Origin of the sequence: Arthrobacter zhaoxinii, assembly GCF_025244925.1 — a bacterium.
In the GTDB taxonomy this organism is placed as follows: Bacteria; Actinomycetota; Actinomycetes; order Actinomycetales; family Micrococcaceae; genus Arthrobacter_B; species Arthrobacter_B zhaoxinii.
In genome coordinates, this window is the sequence record NZ_CP104275.1 from 188,586 (window position 1) to 208,125 (window position 19,540).

Genomic DNA, 19,540 nt, shown 5'->3' on the forward strand with positions numbered 1-19,540 from the left:
ACCTGCCTTAAGGGCCTTGAAGTGCCGGGCCCGGCCGGGGTTCGTCGATCACACCGTTTTGAGGGGTTGCTATGGCCGCCATGTCCGCATCGGGGAAGGCGATATCCGCCGATGGAACACCCATCGCCTGGTCCCGGCAGGGCAGCGGCCCGCCGCTGGCAATCGTGGGCCCGCTGCTGGCGCACCGCAGCAGCCCTGCGACCGTGGTGCTCGCGGACGCCCTGGCACAGAACCACACCGTCTACACCTATGACCGGCGGGGGATCGGTGAAAGCGGGATGGGCGAGGAATATACGGCGGAATCCGATGTGGATGACCTGCTGGCGGTCCTTCAGGTCGTCGGCGGATCGACGGACCTTTACGGCTTCGACGAGGGGGCGTTCCTGGCGCTGAGGGCCGCGGAGGAATCCACGGTGGTCAGCCGGGTGGTGGCCCTGGAACCCACCCTTTCCCTCGCCGACGGCGAGGATGAACTGATGGTCCTGCAGAGCGAGATCGAGGGCCTGGCCGGGGTCCGCATTCCGGTGCTGGTGATGGCGGGGAGCAGCAGCGGTGACAGCACCCGGGACCTGGCGCGGCAGACCGCCGACGCCTTGGAAACCGGTGAGTTCCTGCTGGTGGAATCGGATACTCGCGGCATTCCGGATGCGGCGCTGACGGATGCCATCGAATCTTTCCTGGCCTAGGCTGACGGGACGATGCCACCGGCAGCAGTCCTGCCGGCGTTCCGGGACGGGCGCGTAAGCTGGATTCCAATCACCGGCTCCGGCAAAGGAAAAACTGTGGCACACGTCAATGACCCTGCGGTAATCGAACGGCTGCTCCGGAACAAAGCGGCACGGTGGGCAGTGGTTGGCCTGTCGAACAACCCGCTGCGCCCCGCCGTCGGCGTCTCACGCTTTGTCCAGGACCATCTGGGCATGGAGATCATCCCGGTAAGCCTGAAGGGCGACGACGTCCACGGCAACAAGGGTTACCGGAAGCTGGGTGATATTCCGGGAAGCATCGATGTGGTGGACTGCTTTGTGAACTCCGCCCGCGTGGGTGACATTGTGGACCAGGCCATCGAGGCGGGGGCCAAGGCCGTCTGGCTGCAGCTCGGCGTGGTGGACGAAGCCGCCGCTGCCCGCGCCGCGGAGGCGGGGCTCGACGTCGTGATGGACGCCTGCCCGGTGATCGAAGCTCCGCGCTTCGGGCTCTAAAGCTTGGCGAACCGGGCGCGGATAATCCCCATGTACAGCCCGTAGAGCATCAGCCCGACTCCCACCGCGGCCAGCGCCACCACGCCGTAGGGCTGGTCGCGCAGAGTGTGCAGCGCGCCGTCGAGGCCGGTGGACTCCTCCGGGTCCGCCTGCACGGCGGCCACCGTGAGCAGCACCCCCAGGATGACAAGCGACACTCCCTTGGCAATGAAGCCGGCCACGCCGGTGATGTCCACGGCCTTTGACCAGAGCCCGCCGGGGACGCCGGTGAGGTCCCGGCGGAAGCGGCGGGAGGCTCCCTTGAAAATGAAGTAGCCGCCGATCCCCACCACAACGAGCCCGGCGAGGCCCAGAATCCATTGGCCCGCCGGTACCGCCAGCAGGCGGGCGGTCCAGCTGACCGAGGAAGAGCTTCCGCCATTGCTGCCGCGGCCCAGGGCGAACGAAGCGAAAATGGTTCCGATACCCCCGTAGACGAGCACCTGTCCGGCGTTGCTGGCCCGGTCCTTCCAGAGCTCCTTGTCCTTCAGCCGCTGTCCGGCAAGGAAGATGCGGCTGAGTTGGAACAGCGCCAGGGCGTAGCAGCCGAGGAAGCAGAACCAGAGGAGTACGTACCCGGCGGGCTGTGTGGCCACAGCGGCGACGGCTCCGCTGGTGTCCGCGTTGCCGGATCCTCCGGCGTTGATCTGCAGGGCGATCGCGCCGATGACAATGTGCACGATCCCGCTCGCCACGTAGCCCACCCGGGCGAACCGCTCAAAGGCCGCGGAATCGGCGGCGCGCTTGGCGGCCTGGCTGACGGGGCCGGTACTGCGGTTGTTCTGCTTCAAACCGTTTTGTCCTTCGCTCCGCTGCCGGCATGCCCGCAGCTTTCCTACCTGTTCCTCCCATCCTGCCACCCATGGGCTGCGGCAGTGCCACCGCACGGACGGCAGCGTTAGGCTTTCCCCATGGATGCGGGTGAGCTTAAGCGATTGTGCCTGTCCCTGCCCGGAGCGTTTGAAGATTTCCCCTTTGGGCCGGACTCTTCGGTGTTCAAGGTGCGGGCAGCAGGCGGCAAAGCGAAAATGTTCGCTCTGGCCGCCCTTGCCGGCGAGCCCCTGATGATCAGCCTGAAGTGCGAACCGGAGCTGGCGCTCCAGCTGCGCGCCGCGCATCCGGAGATCACGGGCGCCTGGCACATGAACAAAACGCACTGGAACCAGGTGGAAGTTGCCTCCGGCCTGCCGCACGGCATGATCCGGGACCTGGTGGAGGACTCCTATGACCTGGTGGTGGCGTCGTTGCCGCGAAAAGACCGGGAATCACTCGAGTGGAAGGGCCTGGCGGGCGGATGAGGGGCCGCGCTGACTTTACCTATGCGGAGCAGGGGAAGACCGAGCGGCCCTATCCGGCGCCGATGACGGACCGTTGGCCGGACGGCTACCGGCTGGTGTTGCGCAAGGACGAACTCAAGGTAGACGATGCCCGGGCCGGGTTCCTCCGCCTGACCAACGGGCTGCTGGACTGGGACCTGCACCGCCGGGCGGGGCTGTCCGTGGCCCCCGGCACTCCGCGCGCCGCCCCCGGCGTCGACATGGCGTCCGGTGTCGGGTTTTGGCGGGTGCGCTACTACGCGCCGTGCCGCGTCATCTGGGTCTCGGACGCAGTGCTGGACGACGCCGGCACTGCGGTCCGCGGGCAACGCAGCGGTTTTGGATACGGCACGCTCCCCGGACACCCGGAGCGCGGTGAAGAAGGCTTTTATGCCGAGCTGGACGAGGACGGCCGGCTCTACTTCCGGATCGCGGCCTACAGCCGGCCGGCCAACCGGGTGGTCGCTGCTGCGAACCCGGTCAACGTGCGCGTCCAGCAGTTCTACACCAACCGGTACTTCGCGGCAGCCTACCGGCTGGCCTCCGGAAGCTGATCTCGCCGCAGGCTGAAACGCAGCACCATCGTGCTTCCCTCCTCAGGCAGGAATCCTGCAGTGAGCAGCACGGACTGGGACGCCTCGTTGGCGGGTTCGGTGTACGCCGTGACCTCGTCCACCCCGGGCTGGTCCAGGATGAAGCGTGTCAGGGCAATGAGCGCCTCGGCGGCGTAGCCCTGCCCCCGGCGGGACGGCACGACGTTATAGGTGACCTCCACGGCGTTCTCCAGCGGGACCCCGTCAAAACCAATGGTCCCCACCACCAGGGAGGTGGAGCACTCATGGATCAGCCGCATGCCGAAGGCGGCCGCCGCCGGGGTCAGGAGGCCCGCCTCAAAAGCCCGCCGGGCGGCGTCGTAATCCGCCGGCTGGGGGAAATCCTCGCTCCAGTCCGGCCCCCGCGTCTGGATGATGAGGGCGTCCACCTCGGCCACGGTCATCAGGTCCAGCGACAGGCGCTCGGTGGGGATGCCTGCGTCAGCTGCCAGGCTCTCGGGGATTATGCTCACGAGCTAATTTTGCACGTACTTTCGGGATTTGTTTCATTCCGCGCTCCGGACGCGCAGGCACTACCGGTTCCCGTCGTCTTCGCCGGCGAAAAAGCCGCACGGACCCGGCAGGCGATGCCGGGCCCATGCAGGCAGGTACTGCTAGCCGAAGTGCTTCGGCAGGGTGCCTTCGTAGGCCGCCTTCAGCTCATCCAGCGGCAGCGTGAAGTTGCTCTGGAAGTCCAGGGCGCCGATCTCCGTATCCACCACGCCGATTCGGGCATGGGCGAAGCCGCGCGCCGAGCACATGTCCTTGAACCGGACCTCCTCGCTCCGGGCGACCGCGACGACGGCGCGGGCCTGGGACTCGGAGAACAGCAGGGTGAACAGGTCCACGCCGTCGCGTTCGCACACCTCGCCGAGGCCGATCCGGGCGCCGACGCCGAAGCGCAGGGCCATCTCGGACAGCGCGGCAGCGAGGCCGCCTTCGGAGAGGTCGTGCGCGGCGTCGATCATGCCGTCGCGGGAGGCATTGACCAGCAGTTCCCCGAGCAGCTTTTCCGCCTGCAGGTCCACCTTCGGCGGCTGCCCGCCCAGGTGGCCGCGCAGGTTCGCGTATTCGGAGCCGTCCAGCTCGTCCTGCGTGGTGCCCATCAGGTAAATGGCCTGGCCGTCCTGCCGCCAGCCCGACGGCGTGCGGCGGGCGACGTCGTCGAACACACCCAGGACGCCCACCACGGGGGTGGGATGGATGGCGACGCCGCCGGTCTGGTTGTACAGCGAGACGTTGCCGCCGGTGACGGGCACTCCGAGTTCGCGGCAGCCGTCGGCCAGCCCGCGGACGGACTCGGCGAACTGCCACATGACCTCCGGGTCCTCCGGGGAGCCGAAGTTCAGGCAGTCGGTGACCGCCAGCGGCTTCGCGCCGGCGGTGGACACGTTGCGGTAGGACTCGGCCAGGGCCAGCTTCGCGCCCTCGTACGGGTTGAGGTAGGAGTAGCGGCCGTTGGCATCGGTCGAGATGGCTACGCCCAGTCCGGTGGTTTCATCCACCCGGACCACACCGGCGTCGTCCGGCATGGCCAGGGCGGTGTTGCCCTGCACGTAGCGGTCGAACTGGTTGGTGACCCAGGACTTGTCGCACATGTTCGGCGAGGCCATCAGTTCCAGGATGGCGTCCTTGACCGCGGCGCTGCCGAAGGGCCGTTCCGCGTTGAAGGAGTCGGCCTCGATGCTGTCCTGCGCGGCCGGACGCGACAGAGGGCGCTGGTACACCGGGCCCTCGTGGGCCACGGTGCGCGGATCGACGTCGACAATGGTTTCGCCGGCCCAGTCGATGATCAGCCGGCCGGTGCCGGTGACCTCGCCGAGCCAGGAGTACTCCACGTTCCATTTGTCCATGATCGCCTCGAACGCTTCCACGTTCTCCGGCGTGACCACGGCCATCATGCGTTCCTGGGACTCGGACATCAGGATCTCGCCGGGGGTCAGGGTGGGATCGCGCAGCAGCACGTTGGTCAGTTCCACGTGCATGCCGCCGTCGCCGTTGGAGGCGAGTTCCGACGTCGCGCAGGAAATCCCGGCCGCGCCCAGGTCCTGGATGCCCTCCACCACGGAGGACTTGAACAGTTCCAGGCAGCACTCGATGAGCACCTTCTCCGCGAACGGATCACCCACCTGGACGGCAGGGCGCTTGGAGGGCTTGCTGTCGTCGAAGGATTCGGAGGCCAGCACGGAGGCGCCGCCAATGCCGTCGCCGCCGGTGCGGGCGCCGAACAGCACCACCTTGTTGCCGGCTCCGGAGGCGTTGGCCAGCCGGATGTCTTCGTGGCGCATTACGCCTACGGCCAGCGCGTTGACCAGCGGGTTGCCCTGGTACACGGAGTCGAAGACCAGTTCCCCGCCGATGTTCGGCAGTCCGAGGGAGTTGCCGTAGCCGCCGATGCCGGAGACGATGCCGTGCACCAGCCGGGCGGTGTCCGGGTGGTCGATGGCGCCGAAGCGCAGCGGATCCATTACGGCCACCGGACGGGCGCCCATGGAGATGATGTCGCGGACAATGCCGCCGACGCCGGTGGCGGCGCCCTGGTAGGGCTCCACGAAGGAGGGGTGGTTGTGGGATTCGACCTTGAAGGTCACGGCCCAGCCCTCGCCGATATCCACGACGCCGGCGTTCTCACCGATGCCCACCAACAGGTGTTCCTTCATTTTGTCGGTGACCTTGTCACCGAACTGCTTCAGATGCACCTTGGAGGACTTGTAGGAGCAGTGCTCGGACCACATGACCGAGTACATCGCCAGCTCGGCCGCGGTGGGGCGGCGGCCCAGGATCTCCACGACGCGGTGGAATTCGTCTTCCTTCAGGCCGAGCTCGGCCCAGGGCAGCTCGGTGTCCGGGGTGGCGGCGGCATGCTCCACGGTGTCGATGCGGAACTTTTTCTGCGCAGCACCTGTGGAAACGGTCATGACTTGCCTCCGGCAACGAGCGAGTTGAGGACTGAGCTGAAGATGCGGAGCCCGTCGGTGCCGTAGCCCAGCCCGACCTCCCCGTAGGCGGAGGAATCCGGGCCGAAGCCGGGTTCGACGGCGTGTTCGGGATGGGGCATCAACCCGACGACGTTCCCGGCGGCATTGGAAATGCCGGCGATGCCGCGGCGGGATCCGTTGGGGTTTCCGCCGTCGTACCGGAAGACCACCCGGCCTTCGCCTTCGAGCTCGTCGAGCGTTTTTTCATCCGCGACGTACTGGCCGTCCTGGTTCTTCAGCGGAACAACCATGCCGGCTTCGGCCTCGTAGGCGTTGGTCCAGGCCGTGGTGTTGTTTTCCACGCGCAGCAGCTGGTCCGCGCAGGAGAATTTCAGGTGGTTGTTCTTGATCATGGATCCGGGCAGAAGGTGCGCCTCGGTGAGGATCTGGAAGCCGTTGCAGATGCCCAGCACGGGCATGCCGCCGGCTGCGGCGTCCACTACCTTTTCCATGAGCGGGGCGAAGCGGGCAATGGCGCCGGCGCGCAGGTAATCCCCGTAGGAGAACCCGCCGGGGATGATCACGGCATCCACTGACTGCAGATTCGCTTCGGCATGCCAGAGCCCGACGGCGGTGCCGCCGGCGATGGTTACGGCACGGGCGGCGTCGCGGTCATCCAGCGTGCCGGGAAAGGTGATGACACCTACCCGGACCGCGCGGAGCGCGTCGTTTTCCGGGGCGACCGAAAAGTCGCCGATCAGGGGTGTACTCAAAATCAGGCCTCCGGGATAACTTCGACGCGGGTGACGTCTTCGATCACGGGATTGGACAGCACGGTCGCAGCAGCGGTGCGGGCCTGCTCCAGGACCTCGGGGGTAACGTCCCCGTCGACGGTGAGCTCAAAGCGTTTGCCCTGGCGGACTCCGGTGAAACCCGTCAGTCCCAGGCGGGGGAGCGCCCCGGCAATGGCTTTGCCCTGCGGATCGAGGATCTCGGGCTTGGGCATGACATCAACAACGATCCGGGGCATCCGGCAACTCCTGTGAACGAGATGGGTGGCCGCGGACCTTGCCGTCTCACGCTGATTCAGCGCTCCGCGAGCTTGCAGGACTCATTCTAGCGGCGTTACGTACGTTACGCTGACGGCTCCGAGCTCAGGCCGGGATCTCCAACTGGAAGCCGCAGGCACACCGCAGCACGGTGGTTTCGAGCTGTACATCCACTGGTTCCTGCGGCATGGATTCCACGGTGATCGGTTCGAAGATGGAGCGCTGCCGGCTGTCCCGGGGCTGCATGGGCTCGCCGCAGTGCATGTATTCGGCGTCGTCGGACTCGACGAGCCCGCGGGCCCAGAGGTATTGGTCCTCGGGGCTTGCTTCAATCGACATTTTTCGCTTTCAGGTCGGTGCCGGAACATCGTTGTCCGGAAATACTAAGCATGCTTATTCAATACTAGAACACAGCGTGCCGGGCCGTGTACAGGGCTGCATTGTGAAATGTCCCGTTACAGTGGGGCCGTGAAACTCCTGCAAGCGAAGCCGGCCACCGTCCGCCGGTTCATGAACGTGTGGCCGCCCTTTGCCTTTACCGGCATTCGCATCACCCGCCTGGACCCTGAGTATTGGGGGGTTTCCGTGCGGCTGCGGTCCTACTGGTGGAACAAGAACGTGGCAGGTGTGCATTTCGGTGGCTCCCTGTTCGCCATGACCGATCCGTTCTGGATGATGCTGCTGCTCCATCACCTCGGCGGCGACCACGTTGTGTGGGACCGTGCGGCGGAGGTCGAGTTCCTGAAGCCGGGGAAGGGCGAGGTGCGGGCCGAGTTTGTCCTGGACCCGGCCGACGTCGAGCGCCTGCGCAGGCTGGCTGCGAACGGGGACAAGGTACTCGAATGGTTCTCCGTAGATGTAACTGACAGCACCGGCGACGTGGTGGCTCGGATACGGAAGCAGGTGCATGTGCGGCGCAAACGGGACCGGCCCGGCGCGCAGGAGCCCAGCGGAACGGCGGCGGCTCATGAATGACGGCACCAACCCTCCGCGGAAAATGTGCCCGTAACTAGAGGGCGCCGTCCGCGGGGCCCAGCAGGGCAGTGAGCCGTTCCCAGCGCGAAGTCTGGCAACCGTCCCGAAGCGAGAAGTTAGCGTCCACGGAGGCGCCGTTCACGGTGCCGGTGACATGTGCGCGCTGCATTCCGCTGATTTGCTGCTTGCACATCAAGCCCGCCGCCGGCTCCGCGAGTGCGGCTGCCCCTTGTTCCGCGAGCAGGGCACAGGCGCCGGCCGGGTCCGGAACGGTCGATCCGGCCAGGGGCTCCGCGCCGTCGCACTGCAGGGTCCAGGTGCTGCTCGTCGTCGTTCCGTCCGCCTTGAATTCGACGGTCAGCGAGATGGGTGCTGCCGCGGACGGCGCAGGTGACGCGGCCGGCGGCGTGGGGGGCGTCGTGGACGGCGATTCCGCCGGGGATACCGGGGATACCGGGGACTCCGTGGACTGCGGCGACTCGGCGGAATTGCCGGCATTGCCGCCGCAGGCTGCTAACAGAACGGCGGTGCACAACAGCAGGGGAACTATAACGGTTCCTTGAATGTTGCGCACTGAGTGGCCTCCATTGGTAGCGGAGCCACCAGCCTAGCCAACACTGTCAAGCAGGGCCGGGCGAGTCTGCAGCCGCCTCTGCCTGTGCCTCGAAGTAGGGTCCCTGGCTGGGGAAATAGTCATTGAAGTCCGGGGCCGGATCGCCGCTGCGGGCGGCCAGCAGCCGGTCCAGATAGTATTCCCAGCCCGGCCCCACGCTGGAGACGGCCTGCGGGTCCTCCAGATGGTGGATGAAGTCCAGTGCGCTCCCGGCCGGATCGTTACGGAGCCGGATTTCCAGGTCCCAGCTGCCGTATTCGTCCTCCACCAGCAGGCGCAGCAGTTCCGGAGAGACGCAGTCTGCTATGCGGACCCGGCTCCAGGGCAGCCCCTCTTCGAAGAGCATCTGCAGGTCAACGGTGTCGCCCCTTCCCGGGGTTCCTTCCCAGCGGCCGAACCACTGGGCCGTCTGGTCCGGGCTGGTGAAGCTGGGCCACACTGCTGCCGGCGGTTCCGCGAACCGGCGTTGAAGAATCAGGTCGTAGGTCTCGGCACCGGTACGGATAACCCGGCCGCTTGGTTCTGGCTGCATAGCTGCTCTCCAAAGGGTTCCAGCAGGCTCAGGATGCGGGCCCGCAGCTGCTGCGATTCCTCGGCGAAGCCGCGTTGAGCGGCTGCATACTGGGCCCGGCCGGCAGGCGTCTCTACGGCAATCGGGGTGTAACCCCAGTCAGCCAGGTCATAGGGGGAGGCGCACATGTCCATTTCCCGGATGCGCCAGGAAAGCTCAAAGGCATCCATCACCACCTCGCTGGGCAGCAGCGGCACGAGTTTGTACGCCCATTTGTACAGGTCCATGTTGGCGTGCAGGCAGCCGGGCTGCTCCAGGTCCCGCTGGTTTTCGCGGGTGGGCGTGAGCTCGTTCAGCGGCACCGCTTCCGGGGTGTAGAACCGGAAGGCATCGAAGTGGGTGCAGCGGATTTTGCTGCGCTCCACCAGCTCGTCGGTGCCCTGGGCCCCGAGCCGCAGCTGCAGGTAGTCGTGCCGGATCCCGTTGTCCTCGGACTTGTAGGCCATGGCCCACTCATGCATGCCGAAGCAGCCCAGCACCGGCCGCCTGGCGGCCGTGCGGGAAAGCAGCATGGTGGTGAATCCGAGGGCATCGCCGCGCACCGCGGCAAACCCGGCCACATCCACGGTGACCGCCGGTGTTCCGGCGTCGATTCCCGCGGCTTCCCGCTCCGTCTCTGTCAGCGTCCGGTAGAACTTCCAGGCCGTGCGTTCCACTGTGGCCGGCCCGGTCAGGACGACGCCGGCACCCGGGTGCCAGCGCAGCAGCTGGCCGGGTTTCTGGGAGTAGTAGGTGAAGAGGAAATCCTCCACCGGGTGTTTCCGGCCGGCCGAGCGCCGGGCGAGGAATCCTTCGGTGAAGGGCCGGACGCGGGTTACATGCGCCGCCTGGCGGGGAAGCCACTGGTCCTCAGACAGGACGACGGGGCGGGCGGAAGCAATCACCGTTCCATTATCGCGGACAGCCGTGGACGCGTCCTACGCCCCCTGGCTGTTTTCCGATGTTTCCGGGTGCCGCGCAACGGCGATCCACGCACCGGGGTTGTCAGGAGATGGAGCCGGGAAACTTCCCGGCCAGGACGGCCGCGAATACCGTACGGGGGTCGGTGGTGTCGCCCCGGGTTATCCGATGCAGGATGAGGCCTTCACAACAGGCCACTACTGCGTCACTGAGCCGGCCGGGCTCGGCGGCGCCGAGCCGTTCAAACGCGTCCGCGATGACCGCTCGCATCGCCTGCCGCCCGCCGGAGGCCACCTCCTGCAGCTGGGGGTCGCGGCTGGCTTCGAGGAAAACCGCCAGCCGTGCCGTGGTCAGCACCCGCAGGGGGCCGGTGGTCGTTTCGATCAGGGTTCCTAAGCTGTCGATCAGTTCGGCCGGTGTTCGGGCGGCGAACGCGCCGGAGACGCCGCCCATTTCCCGCTCGGCGATGCGCCCCAGAACTCCGGCCAGCAACTGGGCACGGGTGCGGAAATAGTTCGACGTCGAGCCGCGCGGAAGTTCCGCAGCGGCATCCACACGGCCGTGGGTGAGGGCTCGCAGGCCCTGGGTGCCCACCAGATCAATGGCGGCATCGAGGGCGCGGTTTCGGGGAGACTCCATGCTCTTACTATAGACATAGTGAAAACTAACTATAAACGTAGTGACATTCCACTATGACCGTAGTAGCGTCGGAGTATGAAAACTCCTCTGGATATCCAGCCCCGGCTCGACGGGGTGACACATCGCATGGTCAATGTCGGCGGCCTGAACATCCATGTCGCCGAGGCCGGGCAGGGCGCTCCCCTGTTGCTCCTGCACGGTTTTCCCGAGCACTGGTGGCAATGGCACCGCATCATCGGCCCGCTCGCCGAGAACCACCGGGTGATCTGCCCGGACGGGCGCGGAGCCGGCTGGACGGATGCGCCCGGCAGCGGTTACGGGCGGGATCAGCTGGCCGCTGACGTCCTTGGACTACTGGATGCCCTGGGGCTTGAGAAGGTCGGTGTTCTCTCGCATGACTGGGGCTCGCTGGTCACCTATCAGGTCTGTCTCCGCCACCCGGACCGGGTTTCGGCGCACCTCTCACTGAGCATTCCCCCTCCGTACTTCGACTTCGACATCCGCATGGTGCTGACCATCCTTCGGCATGTCCGGCACAACGTGGTGGCGATGCCGGTGATCGGAGCCGGACTGCTGCGCCCGGCTCTGGTGCGGAGGGTCCTAGCGGACTTCTCGGCCGCGGGATCGTTCACGGAGCAGGACGCAGACCTATTCGCCGGCCGTTATGCGGACCCTGCCCGGTCCCGGGCCGGATCGGCACTGTACCGGCAGTTCATCAATCCCGAAGGCGTGCGGATTATGCGCGGGGCCTACCGAAACACCCGGCTGGCCACCCGGACGCGCGTCCTCATCGGCACCGACGACCCCGGCATGCAGGCCGGCTTTGTGCACGGCTACAAGCAATTCTGCGATGATCTGGACGTCGACTACCTGTCCGGAGCCAACCATTTTGTGGCTGCCGACCGGCCCGACGCCGTCATCACCGCCGCACGGGAGGTGTTCGCCTAAGCGGTGCCGCCGTCGTCGGCTTACCGCCTCGAGCAGCCGGTGCAGGCTGCGGTTGGATCCTGTCTGCGGAATCCGTTGTCCCTGCCGGAACGAGACCAATGGTTGGCGGTGAAACGTTAGTACGATAGGAGCAGGATGCCCGTTGGAAAGGTGCAGCATGGTTGAGAAGGAAAGCTTTGTAACCCGGTTCATGCGGACCACGGGCAAGGTGCGGCTGATCTTCGGACCGGCGCAGCAGGGATCCCTGGATCATCCGATGACGGAGGAGAACCAGGCCCTGCTCAAGTCCCAGCAGGCGCAGGAAAAAGCTCTGTGGGAAACCGTGACCCGCGCCGACGGCAGCAGCTACATCGTTTCGCGCAGGCCCGAGTAAGCCCTCGGGACGCACAGGAGGCCGGCACCACAGCGGGTGCCGGCCTCTTTTGCGCCTGACTTCGGTTAGGCCGGCCCTAGCGCCCGGTGCCGCCGTACACCGTGGCTTCGCTGTCGCCGTCGAGCCCGAAAGCCGCATGCACCGCGCGCACGGCCGTGTCCAGCAGCTTCGCGCTGGTGACCACGGAGATCCGGATCTCGGAGGTGGAGATCATGTCGATGTTCACCCCGGCGTGGTGCAGGGCCTCGAAGAAGCGGTGCGAGACGCCCGGGTTTGAGCGCATGCCGGCACCGATGAGGGAGAGCTTGCCGATCTGCTCGTCATAGTCGATGCTGTCGAAGCCGACCTGTTCCTTGGCGGCGGTCAATGCGTCGATGGCTTCCTTGCCGTCGATGATGGGCAGCGTGAAGGAGATGTCCGTCTGTCCCGAGCCCTGGGTGGAGACGTTCTGTACGATCATGTCGATGTTGGAGTTGGCGCCGGCGACGATGCCGAAGATCTCCGCGGCCTTGCCGGGAATGTCCGGGACACCCACCACGGTGACCTTGGCTTCTGAGCGGTCATGGGCGACGCCGGAGATGATGGGCTGTTCCAAGGGTTCTCCCTCTTGAATCTTGATTTTGTCATCGGGGCTGGGCAGCACCCAGGTTCCCTCATGGGAACTGAAGGACGAACGGACGTGCAGCGGAACACCGAACCGGCGGGCGTATTCGACGCAGCGCAGGTGCAGGATCTTGGCGCCGGAGGCAGCCAGTTCCAGCATTTCCTCGCTGGAGATTTTCTCGATCTTCTGGGCGCTTGAAACCACCCGGGGATCAGCGGTGTAGATGCCGTCGACGTCGGTGTAGATCTCGCAGACATCGGCGGACAGCGCCGCGGCCAGGGCCACGGCCGTGGTGTCCGAGCCGCCTCGGCCCAGGGTGGTGATGTCGTGGCTTTCCTGGCTGATGCCCTGGAAGCCGGCCACAATGGCGATGTCGCCCCGCTCGATGGCGGTCTTGATGCGGTGCGGGGAAACATCGATGATCCGGGCCTTGCCGTGGATCGCATCGGTGATCATGCCGGCCTGGCTGCCGGTAAAGGACTGCGCGGACCCGCCGAGCTGGTTGATGGCCATGGCCAGCAGCGCCATCGAGATGCGCTCCCCGGCGCTGAGCAGCATGTCCATTTCGCGGGCATTGTTCAGCGTGGTGATCTGGCCGGCCAGATCCAGCAGTTCATCGGTGCTGTCACCCATGGCGGAGACCACGACCACCACTTCGTTTCCGGCGGCATGGGTATCCACCACGCGTTTGGCCACGCGCTTAATGCCTTCGGCATCGGCCACGGAGGACCCGCCGAACTTCTGCACTATCAGGCTCATGCGTACGCTTTCTTCAATGTCGTTGTGGTTGCTGTGCCCGGCATCTTCGGCGCGGCAGGAACTGTGTTCCAAGGGAAAAGCGGGCGGTACTCCCCGCGAGGCCCGTTCAGAAAGTCTATCGCCGCCGTCGGGCACTCCCGAAATATACGGACGTAACCTGCTGCCACCGGCGAGTCTGCGCCGCCCAGGGGCGACGGCGGACCCTAGGGTGGGCGCCATGGAGACGAGAACCGGCACCGGTGTGGTCGCCGAGGGCATCAGGCGCAGTTTCGGACGCGTCGAAGCGATCCGCAGGATGGACTTCACGGCACCCGCAGGGGAAGTCACGGCCCTGATCGGTCCGAACGGGTCCGGCAAGACCACCCTGCTGCTGATTCTTGCGTCCCTGCTCGCCCCGGACGGCGGCTCGGTGCGGATCAACGGATTCGATCCCCTGAAGAACCCGCTCGACGTCCGGGCCGGGATGGGGTGGATGCCGGACACCCTGGGCACCTGGGGCTCCCTGACCGCCCGCGAAATCCTGGTGACGGTGGGCGGCCTCTACGGCATCGAGCGTTCCGCGGCCGGAGAGCGGGCTGCCGAGCTCTTGGAGACCGTCCATCTCACCGACTTTGCGGACAAGCCCGCCCGGGTGTTCTCCCGCGGCCAGCAGCAGCGGCTGAGCCTGGCCCGGGCGCTGATCCATAACCCGTCGGTCCTGCTGCTGGACGAACCGGCGTCCGGACTCGATCCGGGCTCACGGGTTGACCTGCGGGTGCTGCTGCGCCGGCTCGCTGCCGCCGGGAAGACGGTGGTGGTCTCCTCGCACGTGCTGTCGGAGCTGGACGAAATGGTGGACCGGGCGGTCTTCGTGGCCCGTGGCGAGACGGTGAAGACCCAGTCACTGGCCGACGCCGGTGCACAGGAACGCTGGTACACCATCCGGTCCCTGAATACCGGGTCGCTGCTGCGGCAGATCGATGAGTTCCACATCCCCTACCGCCAGCGGGGCGGAGCGGACCGGCCCGAGGTGCAGGTCCGGCTGACCGGTGAAACCGCCGCAGCACAGCTGTTGCGGTCACTGGTGCAGGCCGACGTCGCCGTCACCGTCTTCGGCCCCGCCGGCGGCGCGCTCGAGGAGACCTACATGAGTCTGGACGCTGACCGCCGATGAGTACGCAGACACTTCCTGCTCCCGCGCTTGGGTTCTGGTCCGGCGTGCGGTCGGTCTTCGCCCTGGAAATGAAGCAGCGGCTGCGCTCCCGCAGCTGGTATGTGCTGCTGATTGTCTGGTTTGGCGTGATCGGCCTGGTGGCCACGCTGACGGCTCTGGGATCCTCCGCTGAAGTCGGGCCGCAGGGCCCGGTGCTCTATGAGCTGATGGTTGGCTTCATCCTGTTCTTCGGGCTGCTGCTGGCGCCGGCTCTTTCCGCCAATGCGGTCAACGGCGACCGCGCCGCCGGCACGCTGGCCGTCCTTCAGATCACCCTTCTGCGCCCCGGCCAGATTCTTGCCGGTAAATGGCTGGCCTCCTGGGTCGCGTCCATGGGGTTCCTGGTTGCCAGCATTCCCTTCCTGCTCTGGGCGCTGGCCCTGGGCGGTGTCCAGCCACTGTCCGCAGTGGTTGCGGTGGTGATGCTGGCTGTGGAACTGGGAATCGTCTGTGCCGTGGGGGTGGGGGTGTCTGCTCTCGCCGCCCGGCCGCTGTTCTCCATAGTGGTCACCTACATGCTGGTGGCCCTGCTGGGGCTGGGCACGCTGATTGCGTTCGCGCTGAGCGGCTTCCTCACCGAAGGGACCGTCAAGGTCAACAGTTCAACCTATTCCTACACTGCTGACGGCACGGAGGAATACACCTGTTCGGGCCCGTTGACGGAGATACCCGTTGCGCACACGGAACGGATTGCCTGGATTCTTGCAGCGAACCCCTTCGTGGTGGTGGCCGATTCCACTCCCTCCACAGCGGAGCCGGACAGGAACGGGTTCCCCGCCGCTGGAGTGATGGAGGAGATCAGCGACACGGTGCGCCTGGCCCAGGCCGGACCGGAGTACAGCATGCCGTGCGTCAACGGCGAGGTCCGCGGGACCAGCCAGCCCGACGTACCGCCGATCTGGCCGCTGGGACTCATGCTCCAGGCCGCGTTGGCCGCGCTGCTGGTGTTCCTGGGCAGGCTCAGGCTGCGGACGCCGGTCCGTAACCTCTCCGCCGGAACCCGGATTGCCTAGCGGTGGGTCGATTTCCGGTCCGGCGGGCCGGTCCGACGGGGTTTGGCTAGGACATGCTCCGGCGGCCTTCAAAGGCACGGCCGAGGGTGATCTCGTCGGCATATTCGAGGTCTCCGCCCACCGGCAGCCCGGAGGCCAGACGGGTGACCTTGATACCCAGGGTCTTGAGCATCCGCACCAAGTAGGTTGCCGTGGCTTCGCCTTCGAGGTTCGGGTCGGTGGCGATGATGATTTCCGAGATCTGTTCATCCGACAACCGGCTGAGCAGTTCGCGGATGCGCAGCTGGTCCGGTCCGATGCCGGCGATGGGATTAATCGCCCCGCCGAGCACGTGGTAGCGGCCGCGGAAGGACCGCGTACGCTCCACGGCAATCACGTCCTTGGACTCTTCGACCACGCAGATCATGGTCGGATCCCGCCGCGGGTCGCGGCAGATGGTGCAGGTTTCCTGCTCCGTGACGTTGCCGCAGACGGTGCAGAACTTCACCCGGTCCTTGACCGTGACAATGGCGGTGGCCAGTTTCTTCATGTCATCGGGATCGGACTCGAGGATGTGGAACGCGATGCGCTGGGCGGACTTGGGCCCGACGCCGGGAAGACGGCCTAGTTCATCAATGAGTTCCTGAACGGCACCTTCGTACACGTAACCTTCTCTGCTGGGTTGGACTGCGTTTATAGCGGGGTCTGGTGGTTGCTTACTGGCGGCTGCCGAGGCTCCCCGGGCGGGGAGCCTGCGGCTAGCGTCCGTCCAGGCTGCGTTCCTCGATCAGGCGCCCGCCCAGTATCCGTTCGATCGCCTTACGCCCCACCAGACCGGAGTCTTCAAGCGTGATGTCATCCGCGCTGGGAACATCTTCGACGTAGGTCGAGTCTACTGGCCCGCTTCCCCGGACGGGGGCACCGCCGCCGCGCTGGGCAGCTTCGTTGAGCAGTTTCTGATAGCGGCTCAGCGGCTGGTTCGGTGCACCGCCTGCGGCGGCGGGGGCCGCCGTTGCCGGGGGAGTGGACGTCCGCACAGGCGCGGCTGCGCCTGGCCCGCTGCCCGGTGCTGTCTTGGTCCCGGGCCCGGCGGTCAATCCGCTGGGAGGGGCCGACGTCGGCCGCCCCGCTGCGGGGGCACCTGCCGGCGCTCCCGGTGCCGGTGATGACGACGCCGGTGATGAGGATGCGCCGGACCGGGGATCCGATGCGGACCCCGGCCGGGAGGTTGATCCGGTGCCGGCCCAGTCAGTGCTGGCCCACTCGGAATCCGAAAGGTGGCCGCCGGAGTAAACATCCACGGGTGCCTCGGCGGTCTCCCAGGCGTTGCTTTCCGGTGCGTCGTTGAACGGGTCGCTCGGCTCGTCCGGCCACGGCTCATCCGACGGACGATTTCCGCCGGACCGTGCTGAACGGCCGGCAGCGGGACCGCCGGTGCTGCCGTTCCTGCCGGAGTTGCCTCGGGCAGCGTTTCCGGGACCGGTTGAGGTTCCGGCAGCGGCGTTCGTCCCGCCGGCGGGGTTACCTGCGCGTCGCCGGAGGGCAGCCGTGGCCGCATTGACCGGTGCACCTACTGCGGGTCCCGGCACCTGTGCGCCGGGCGCCGCCTGGACGGGGGAGCCGGTTTCCGCCGGGGTAGCGGGGGCCGCCACCGGAGCGGAACCCGTAGCCGGAGCGGAAACTGCCTGGGCCTGCTGCTTTTCGGCTGCTGGCTGGACAGTCGCCTGGGCCTGCTGCGCGGGGGAGGCAGTCGGTGCCGGGGCAGCCGGTACTTGGGCAGCCGGTGCCGAGGCTACCGGTGACTTGGCGGCCGGTGCGGATGCCGGCGGTCGCCGGCTATCGGCTTTTGGGCCCGACTCACCCGCTGACGCCGAGCTGTCATGGATCGGATTGATCTGGCAGTCCAGCGCCAGGACCTGATGGATCGCCTTGCGCAGGTTATCCAAGTGGTCGGGGCGGTTGAAGTTGGTGGCAGCGCCTGGATTGGTGAAGGCCAGTTCAAGGACCTTGCCGTCAAAGGCGCGCGGGCTGGAGTTTTTGCTGACGTTCAGCCAGGTGGCACGGCGGATGCTGGTCAGGGCATCCATGATTTCCGGCCAGGCCCGGCGGATCATCTCGATCTGCCCGGCGCCGGCCGCGGCACCCTGTCCTCCGGCGGGTGCCGGCCGTTGCTGTGCGGGGGCCTGCTGGGCGGGGGCCTGCTGTGCGGGCGCCGATTGTGAAGGTCCTTGCTGGGCCGAGGCCTGCTGAGCAGAAGCCGGGCGGGACGGTGCGCCGCCGTTGGATGACGCCGCACTGGAGGACGCCGCATTGGATACCGGTGCCGCTTCGGCCGGTCGGTTGGCGGCAGGCCGGGAACCGTTGGAATCCTGTCCGGAATCCTGCGAAGCAGCCGGTGCAGGTGTCTGCGCAGGAGTGGACCAGGTGCCGCCCCAGTCCAGGGAACTTCCGGCAGGCTTGGTGTCCTCCCGTGCTGCTTCCGGAGCAGGGGTTTTTGTTGCTGCCGCTTCGTCGGGGACGGGGGTTGCCGCAACGTCGATTCCCCGGGGTGCCGACGGAGCTTCGTCTACTGCAGGCGCCGAACCGGCCTGCGAAGCCGTGGGTGCGGCCGCGGGAATGGTGTTCACCGGAGACGCTGCAGCCGCGGCGCGGCCCATCGCCTCGGTGGGATCGCCTGCGTAGCTGAGCCGGCGCTCCAACCGGTCCACCCGGGCAGCCGTTCCGCGTTCGGCCTGATCCGCCGCCGGAAGCAGGATGCGGGCGCAGAGCAGCTCGAGGTGCAGCCGCGGCGACGTGGCACCGGTCATTTCCGTCAGCGCGGTGTTGGTGATGTCTGCGGCGCGGGACAGCTCGCTGCTGCCCAGCTGGGTGGCCTGGGTCTGCATCCGGCTGATCTGGTCTTCGGGCATGCCGCGGAGCACGGTGGCTGCACTGTCCGGCATGGCATTGACAATGATCAGGTCACGGAAGCGTTCCAGCAGGTCTTCGACGAACCGGCGCGGGTCTTGGCCGGTCTGGATGACGCGGTCCACGGCACGGAACACGGTAGCTGCATCAGCGGCGGCAACTGCGTCGACGACGTCGTCGAGCAGGGACACGGGGGTGTAACCCAGCAGCGAGACAGCCAGTTCGTAGTCCAGGCCGTCGGGGCCGGCTCCGGCCATGAGCTGGTCAAGGACAGAGAGGGTGTCGCGCACGGATCCGCCGCCTGCGCGGATAACGAGGGAGAGGACGCCGGGGGCTACCGCAACATTTTCCTGGGTGCAGAGCTTTTCAAGGTATGCCAGCAGCGGTTCCGGCGGAACGAGGCGGAACGGATAGTGGTGGGTACGGGAACGGATGGTGCCAATGACCTTGTCCGGTTCCGTAGTGGCGAAGATGAATTTGATGTGTTCCGGCGGCTCTTCGACGATCTTCAGGAGGGCGTTGAAGCCGGCGGACGTGACCATGTGGGCCTCGTCGATGATGAAGATCTTGTAGCGGTCCCGGACCGGGGCGAAGGTGGCGCGCTCCCGGAGGTCGCGGGCGTCGTCGACGCCGCCGTGGCTGGCCGCGTCAATTTCGATGACATCGAGGCTTCCGGAACCGTTGCGGGCCAGCTCAACGCAGCTGTCGCACTTGCCGCAGGGAACGGGAGTGGGGCCTTCAGCGCAGTTCAGGCACCGGGCAAGGATGCGCGCAGAGGTGGTCTTGCCGCAGCCGCGGGGGCCGGAGAAGAGGTACGCGTGGTTCACGCGGTTCTTTTGCAGGGCCGCCATCAGCGGCTCCGTGACGTGCTCCTGGCCGATCACGTCTGCGAAACTCTCGGGACGGTAGCGGCGGTAAAGGGCTGTACTCACAGATAGAAGCCTATCGGT

At 66.7% G+C, this 19,540-nt stretch carries 22 protein-coding genes; 9 read left to right on the top strand and 13 right to left on the bottom strand.

Annotated features, from left to right (window positions below; translation table 11 throughout):
• Positions 1–71: 71 nt before the first annotated feature.
• Both N2K95_RS00975 and N2K95_RS00980 read left to right on the top strand, forming a co-directional pair.
• Positions 72–686 (top strand): alpha/beta fold hydrolase, encoded by a 615-nt coding sequence (locus N2K95_RS00975; RefSeq protein ID WP_260652522.1) that lies wholly within the window; start codon positions 72–74, stop codon positions 684–686.
• A 96-nt stretch (positions 687–782) separates the two neighbouring features.
• Positions 783–1,202 (top strand): CoA-binding protein, encoded by a 420-nt coding sequence (locus tag N2K95_RS00980; protein ID WP_260652523.1) that lies wholly within the window; start codon positions 783–785, stop codon positions 1,200–1,202.
• Here the strand turns inward: N2K95_RS00980 and N2K95_RS00985 are convergent.
• Positions 1,199–2,032 carry a DUF1206 domain-containing protein gene (locus N2K95_RS00985; RefSeq protein ID WP_260652524.1) on the bottom strand — a complete coding sequence of 278 codons (834 nt, stop codon included), beginning with the start codon at positions 2,030–2,032 and terminating at the stop codon, positions 1,199–1,201. The genes N2K95_RS00980 and N2K95_RS00985 overlap by 4 nt on opposite strands.
• A gap of 120 nt (positions 2,033–2,152) precedes the next feature.
• Here N2K95_RS00985 and N2K95_RS00990 point away from each other — a divergent pair, with 120 nt between their 5' ends.
• Positions 2,153–2,539, top strand: a complete 387-nt coding sequence (locus tag N2K95_RS00990) for an MmcQ/YjbR family DNA-binding protein (protein WP_260652525.1) — start codon at positions 2,153–2,155, stop codon at positions 2,537–2,539.
• Positions 2,536–3,111, top strand: coding sequence for a DUF1990 family protein (locus N2K95_RS00995; RefSeq protein ID WP_260652526.1), 576 nt, complete (start codon positions 2,536–2,538; stop codon positions 3,109–3,111). The genes N2K95_RS00990 and N2K95_RS00995 overlap by 4 nt, the downstream gene beginning before the upstream one ends.
• Here N2K95_RS00995 and N2K95_RS01000 read toward each other — a convergent pair.
• The 5 genes from N2K95_RS01000 to N2K95_RS01020 all read right to left on the bottom strand — a co-directional run bounded on the left by N2K95_RS01000 (position 3,087) and on the right by N2K95_RS01020 (position 7,456).
• Positions 3,087–3,623, bottom strand: coding sequence for a GNAT family N-acetyltransferase (locus tag N2K95_RS01000; RefSeq protein WP_260652527.1), 537 nt, complete (start codon positions 3,621–3,623; stop codon positions 3,087–3,089). The genes N2K95_RS00995 and N2K95_RS01000 overlap by 25 nt on opposite strands.
• Before the next feature lie 141 nt (positions 3,624–3,764).
• Positions 3,765–6,068 (bottom strand): phosphoribosylformylglycinamidine synthase subunit PurL, encoded by a 2,304-nt coding sequence (purL, locus tag N2K95_RS01005; protein ID WP_260652528.1) that lies wholly within the window; start codon positions 6,066–6,068, stop codon positions 3,765–3,767.
• Positions 6,065–6,844, bottom strand: a complete 780-nt coding sequence (gene purQ / locus N2K95_RS01010) for a phosphoribosylformylglycinamidine synthase subunit PurQ (RefSeq protein ID WP_407080128.1) — start codon at positions 6,842–6,844, stop codon at positions 6,065–6,067. Before purQ ends, purL begins: the two co-directional genes overlap by 4 nt.
• On the bottom strand, positions 6,844–7,098 hold the full coding sequence (gene purS, locus N2K95_RS01015; RefSeq protein WP_260652529.1) for a phosphoribosylformylglycinamidine synthase subunit PurS: 255 nt from the start codon (positions 7,096–7,098) through the stop codon (positions 6,844–6,846). Before purS ends, purQ begins: the two co-directional genes overlap by 1 nt.
• Before the next feature lie 124 nt (positions 7,099–7,222).
• The gene (locus N2K95_RS01020; RefSeq protein ID WP_260652530.1) at positions 7,223–7,456 is read right to left on the bottom strand and encodes a hypothetical protein; all 234 of its coding nucleotides are present in this window, start codon (positions 7,454–7,456) and stop codon (positions 7,223–7,225) included.
• A gap of 129 nt (positions 7,457–7,585) precedes the next feature.
• Between N2K95_RS01020 and N2K95_RS01025 the strand changes: the two genes are divergently transcribed.
• On the top strand, positions 7,586–8,092 hold the full coding sequence (locus tag N2K95_RS01025) for a DUF4442 domain-containing protein (protein WP_260652531.1): 507 nt from the start codon (positions 7,586–7,588) through the stop codon (positions 8,090–8,092).
• A 34-nt stretch (positions 8,093–8,126) separates the two neighbouring features.
• Here the strand turns inward: N2K95_RS01025 and N2K95_RS01030 are convergent, their stop codons facing one another.
• From N2K95_RS01030 to N2K95_RS01045, 4 genes are all read right to left on the bottom strand, one after another.
• Positions 8,127–8,666: a hypothetical protein gene (locus N2K95_RS01030; RefSeq protein WP_260652532.1), complete on the bottom strand. Its 540-nt coding sequence runs from the start codon at positions 8,664–8,666 to the stop codon at positions 8,127–8,129.
• 46 nt (positions 8,667–8,712) lie between these two features.
• Positions 8,713–9,237, bottom strand: a complete 525-nt coding sequence (locus N2K95_RS01035; RefSeq protein WP_260652533.1) for an SRPBCC domain-containing protein — start codon at positions 9,235–9,237, stop codon at positions 8,713–8,715.
• Positions 9,180–10,157 (bottom strand): 3-methyladenine DNA glycosylase, encoded by a 978-nt coding sequence (locus tag N2K95_RS01040; protein ID WP_260653687.1) that lies wholly within the window; start codon positions 10,155–10,157, stop codon positions 9,180–9,182. The genes N2K95_RS01035 and N2K95_RS01040 overlap by 58 nt, the downstream gene beginning before the upstream one ends.
• Before the next feature lie 103 nt (positions 10,158–10,260).
• Positions 10,261–10,815 carry a TetR/AcrR family transcriptional regulator gene (locus N2K95_RS01045; RefSeq protein WP_260652534.1) on the bottom strand — a complete coding sequence of 185 codons (555 nt, stop codon included), beginning with the start codon at positions 10,813–10,815 and terminating at the stop codon, positions 10,261–10,263.
• Between the two features lie 75 nt (positions 10,816–10,890).
• Between N2K95_RS01045 and N2K95_RS01050 the strand changes: the two genes are divergently transcribed.
• Both N2K95_RS01050 and N2K95_RS01055 read left to right on the top strand, forming a co-directional pair.
• Positions 10,891–11,763, top strand: coding sequence for an alpha/beta fold hydrolase (locus N2K95_RS01050; RefSeq protein WP_260652535.1), 873 nt, complete (start codon positions 10,891–10,893; stop codon positions 11,761–11,763).
• 157 nt (positions 11,764–11,920) lie between these two features.
• Positions 11,921–12,136 carry a hypothetical protein gene (locus N2K95_RS01055; protein WP_260652536.1) on the top strand — a complete coding sequence of 72 codons (216 nt, stop codon included), beginning with the start codon at positions 11,921–11,923 and terminating at the stop codon, positions 12,134–12,136.
• A gap of 76 nt (positions 12,137–12,212) precedes the next feature.
• On the opposite strand, the gene N2K95_RS01060 is transcribed toward N2K95_RS01055, so the two are convergent.
• Positions 12,213–13,499, bottom strand: a complete 1,287-nt coding sequence (locus N2K95_RS01060) for an aspartate kinase (RefSeq protein ID WP_260652537.1) — start codon at positions 13,497–13,499, stop codon at positions 12,213–12,215.
• Between the two features lie 217 nt (positions 13,500–13,716).
• Between N2K95_RS01060 and N2K95_RS01065 the strand changes: the two genes are divergently transcribed.
• Both N2K95_RS01065 and N2K95_RS01070 read left to right on the top strand, forming a co-directional pair.
• Positions 13,717–14,652, top strand: a complete 936-nt coding sequence (locus N2K95_RS01065) for an ABC transporter ATP-binding protein (protein ID WP_260652538.1) — start codon at positions 13,717–13,719, stop codon at positions 14,650–14,652.
• Positions 14,649–15,704, top strand: a complete 1,056-nt coding sequence (locus N2K95_RS01070; protein WP_260652539.1) for an ABC transporter permease — start codon at positions 14,649–14,651, stop codon at positions 15,702–15,704. The genes N2K95_RS01065 and N2K95_RS01070 overlap by 4 nt, the downstream gene beginning before the upstream one ends.
• Positions 15,705–15,750: 46 nt before the next feature.
• Here the strand turns inward: N2K95_RS01070 and recR are convergent, their stop codons facing one another.
• Both recR and N2K95_RS01080 read right to left on the bottom strand, forming a co-directional pair.
• Positions 15,751–16,347: a recombination mediator RecR gene (recR, locus tag N2K95_RS01075; protein WP_255791499.1), complete on the bottom strand. Its 597-nt coding sequence runs from the start codon at positions 16,345–16,347 to the stop codon at positions 15,751–15,753.
• Positions 16,348–16,441: 94 nt separating this feature from the next.
• Positions 16,442–19,522: a DNA polymerase III subunit gamma and tau gene (locus N2K95_RS01080; RefSeq protein ID WP_260652540.1), complete on the bottom strand. Its 3,081-nt coding sequence runs from the start codon at positions 19,520–19,522 to the stop codon at positions 16,442–16,444.
• Between the last annotated feature and the right edge of the window lie 18 nt (positions 19,523–19,540).

Excerpts from the sequence above, each read along its gene's own strand:
- N2K95_RS00975 (WP_260652522.1), top strand. The coding sequence starts at position 72 with ATGGCCGCCATGTCCGCATCGGGGAAGGCGATATCCGCCGATGGAACA.
- N2K95_RS00990 (WP_260652525.1), top strand. The coding sequence starts at position 2,153 with ATGGATGCGGGTGAGCTTAAGCGATTGTGCCTGTCCCTGCCCGGAGCG.
- N2K95_RS00995 (WP_260652526.1), top strand. The coding sequence starts at position 2,536 with ATGAGGGGCCGCGCTGACTTTACCTATGCGGAGCAGGGGAAGACCGAG.
- purL (WP_260652528.1), bottom strand. The coding sequence starts at position 6,068 with ATGACCGTTTCCACAGGTGCTGCGCAGAAAAAGTTCCGCATCGACACC.
- purS (WP_260652529.1), bottom strand. The coding sequence starts at position 7,098 with ATGCCCCGGATCGTTGTTGATGTCATGCCCAAGCCCGAGATCCTCGAT.
- N2K95_RS01020 (WP_260652530.1), bottom strand. The coding sequence starts at position 7,456 with ATGTCGATTGAAGCAAGCCCCGAGGACCAATACCTCTGGGCCCGCGGG.
- N2K95_RS01035 (WP_260652533.1), bottom strand. The coding sequence starts at position 9,237 with ATGCAGCCAGAACCAAGCGGCCGGGTTATCCGTACCGGTGCCGAGACC.
- N2K95_RS01045 (WP_260652534.1), bottom strand. The coding sequence starts at position 10,815 with ATGGAGTCTCCCCGAAACCGCGCCCTCGATGCCGCCATTGATCTGGTG.
- N2K95_RS01050 (WP_260652535.1), top strand. The coding sequence starts at position 10,891 with ATGAAAACTCCTCTGGATATCCAGCCCCGGCTCGACGGGGTGACACAT.
- N2K95_RS01055 (WP_260652536.1), top strand. The coding sequence starts at position 11,921 with ATGGTTGAGAAGGAAAGCTTTGTAACCCGGTTCATGCGGACCACGGGC.
- N2K95_RS01060 (WP_260652537.1), bottom strand. The coding sequence starts at position 13,499 with ATGAGCCTGATAGTGCAGAAGTTCGGCGGGTCCTCCGTGGCCGATGCC.
- N2K95_RS01065 (WP_260652538.1), top strand. The coding sequence starts at position 13,717 with ATGGAGACGAGAACCGGCACCGGTGTGGTCGCCGAGGGCATCAGGCGC.
- N2K95_RS01070 (WP_260652539.1), top strand. The coding sequence starts at position 14,649 with ATGAGTACGCAGACACTTCCTGCTCCCGCGCTTGGGTTCTGGTCCGGC.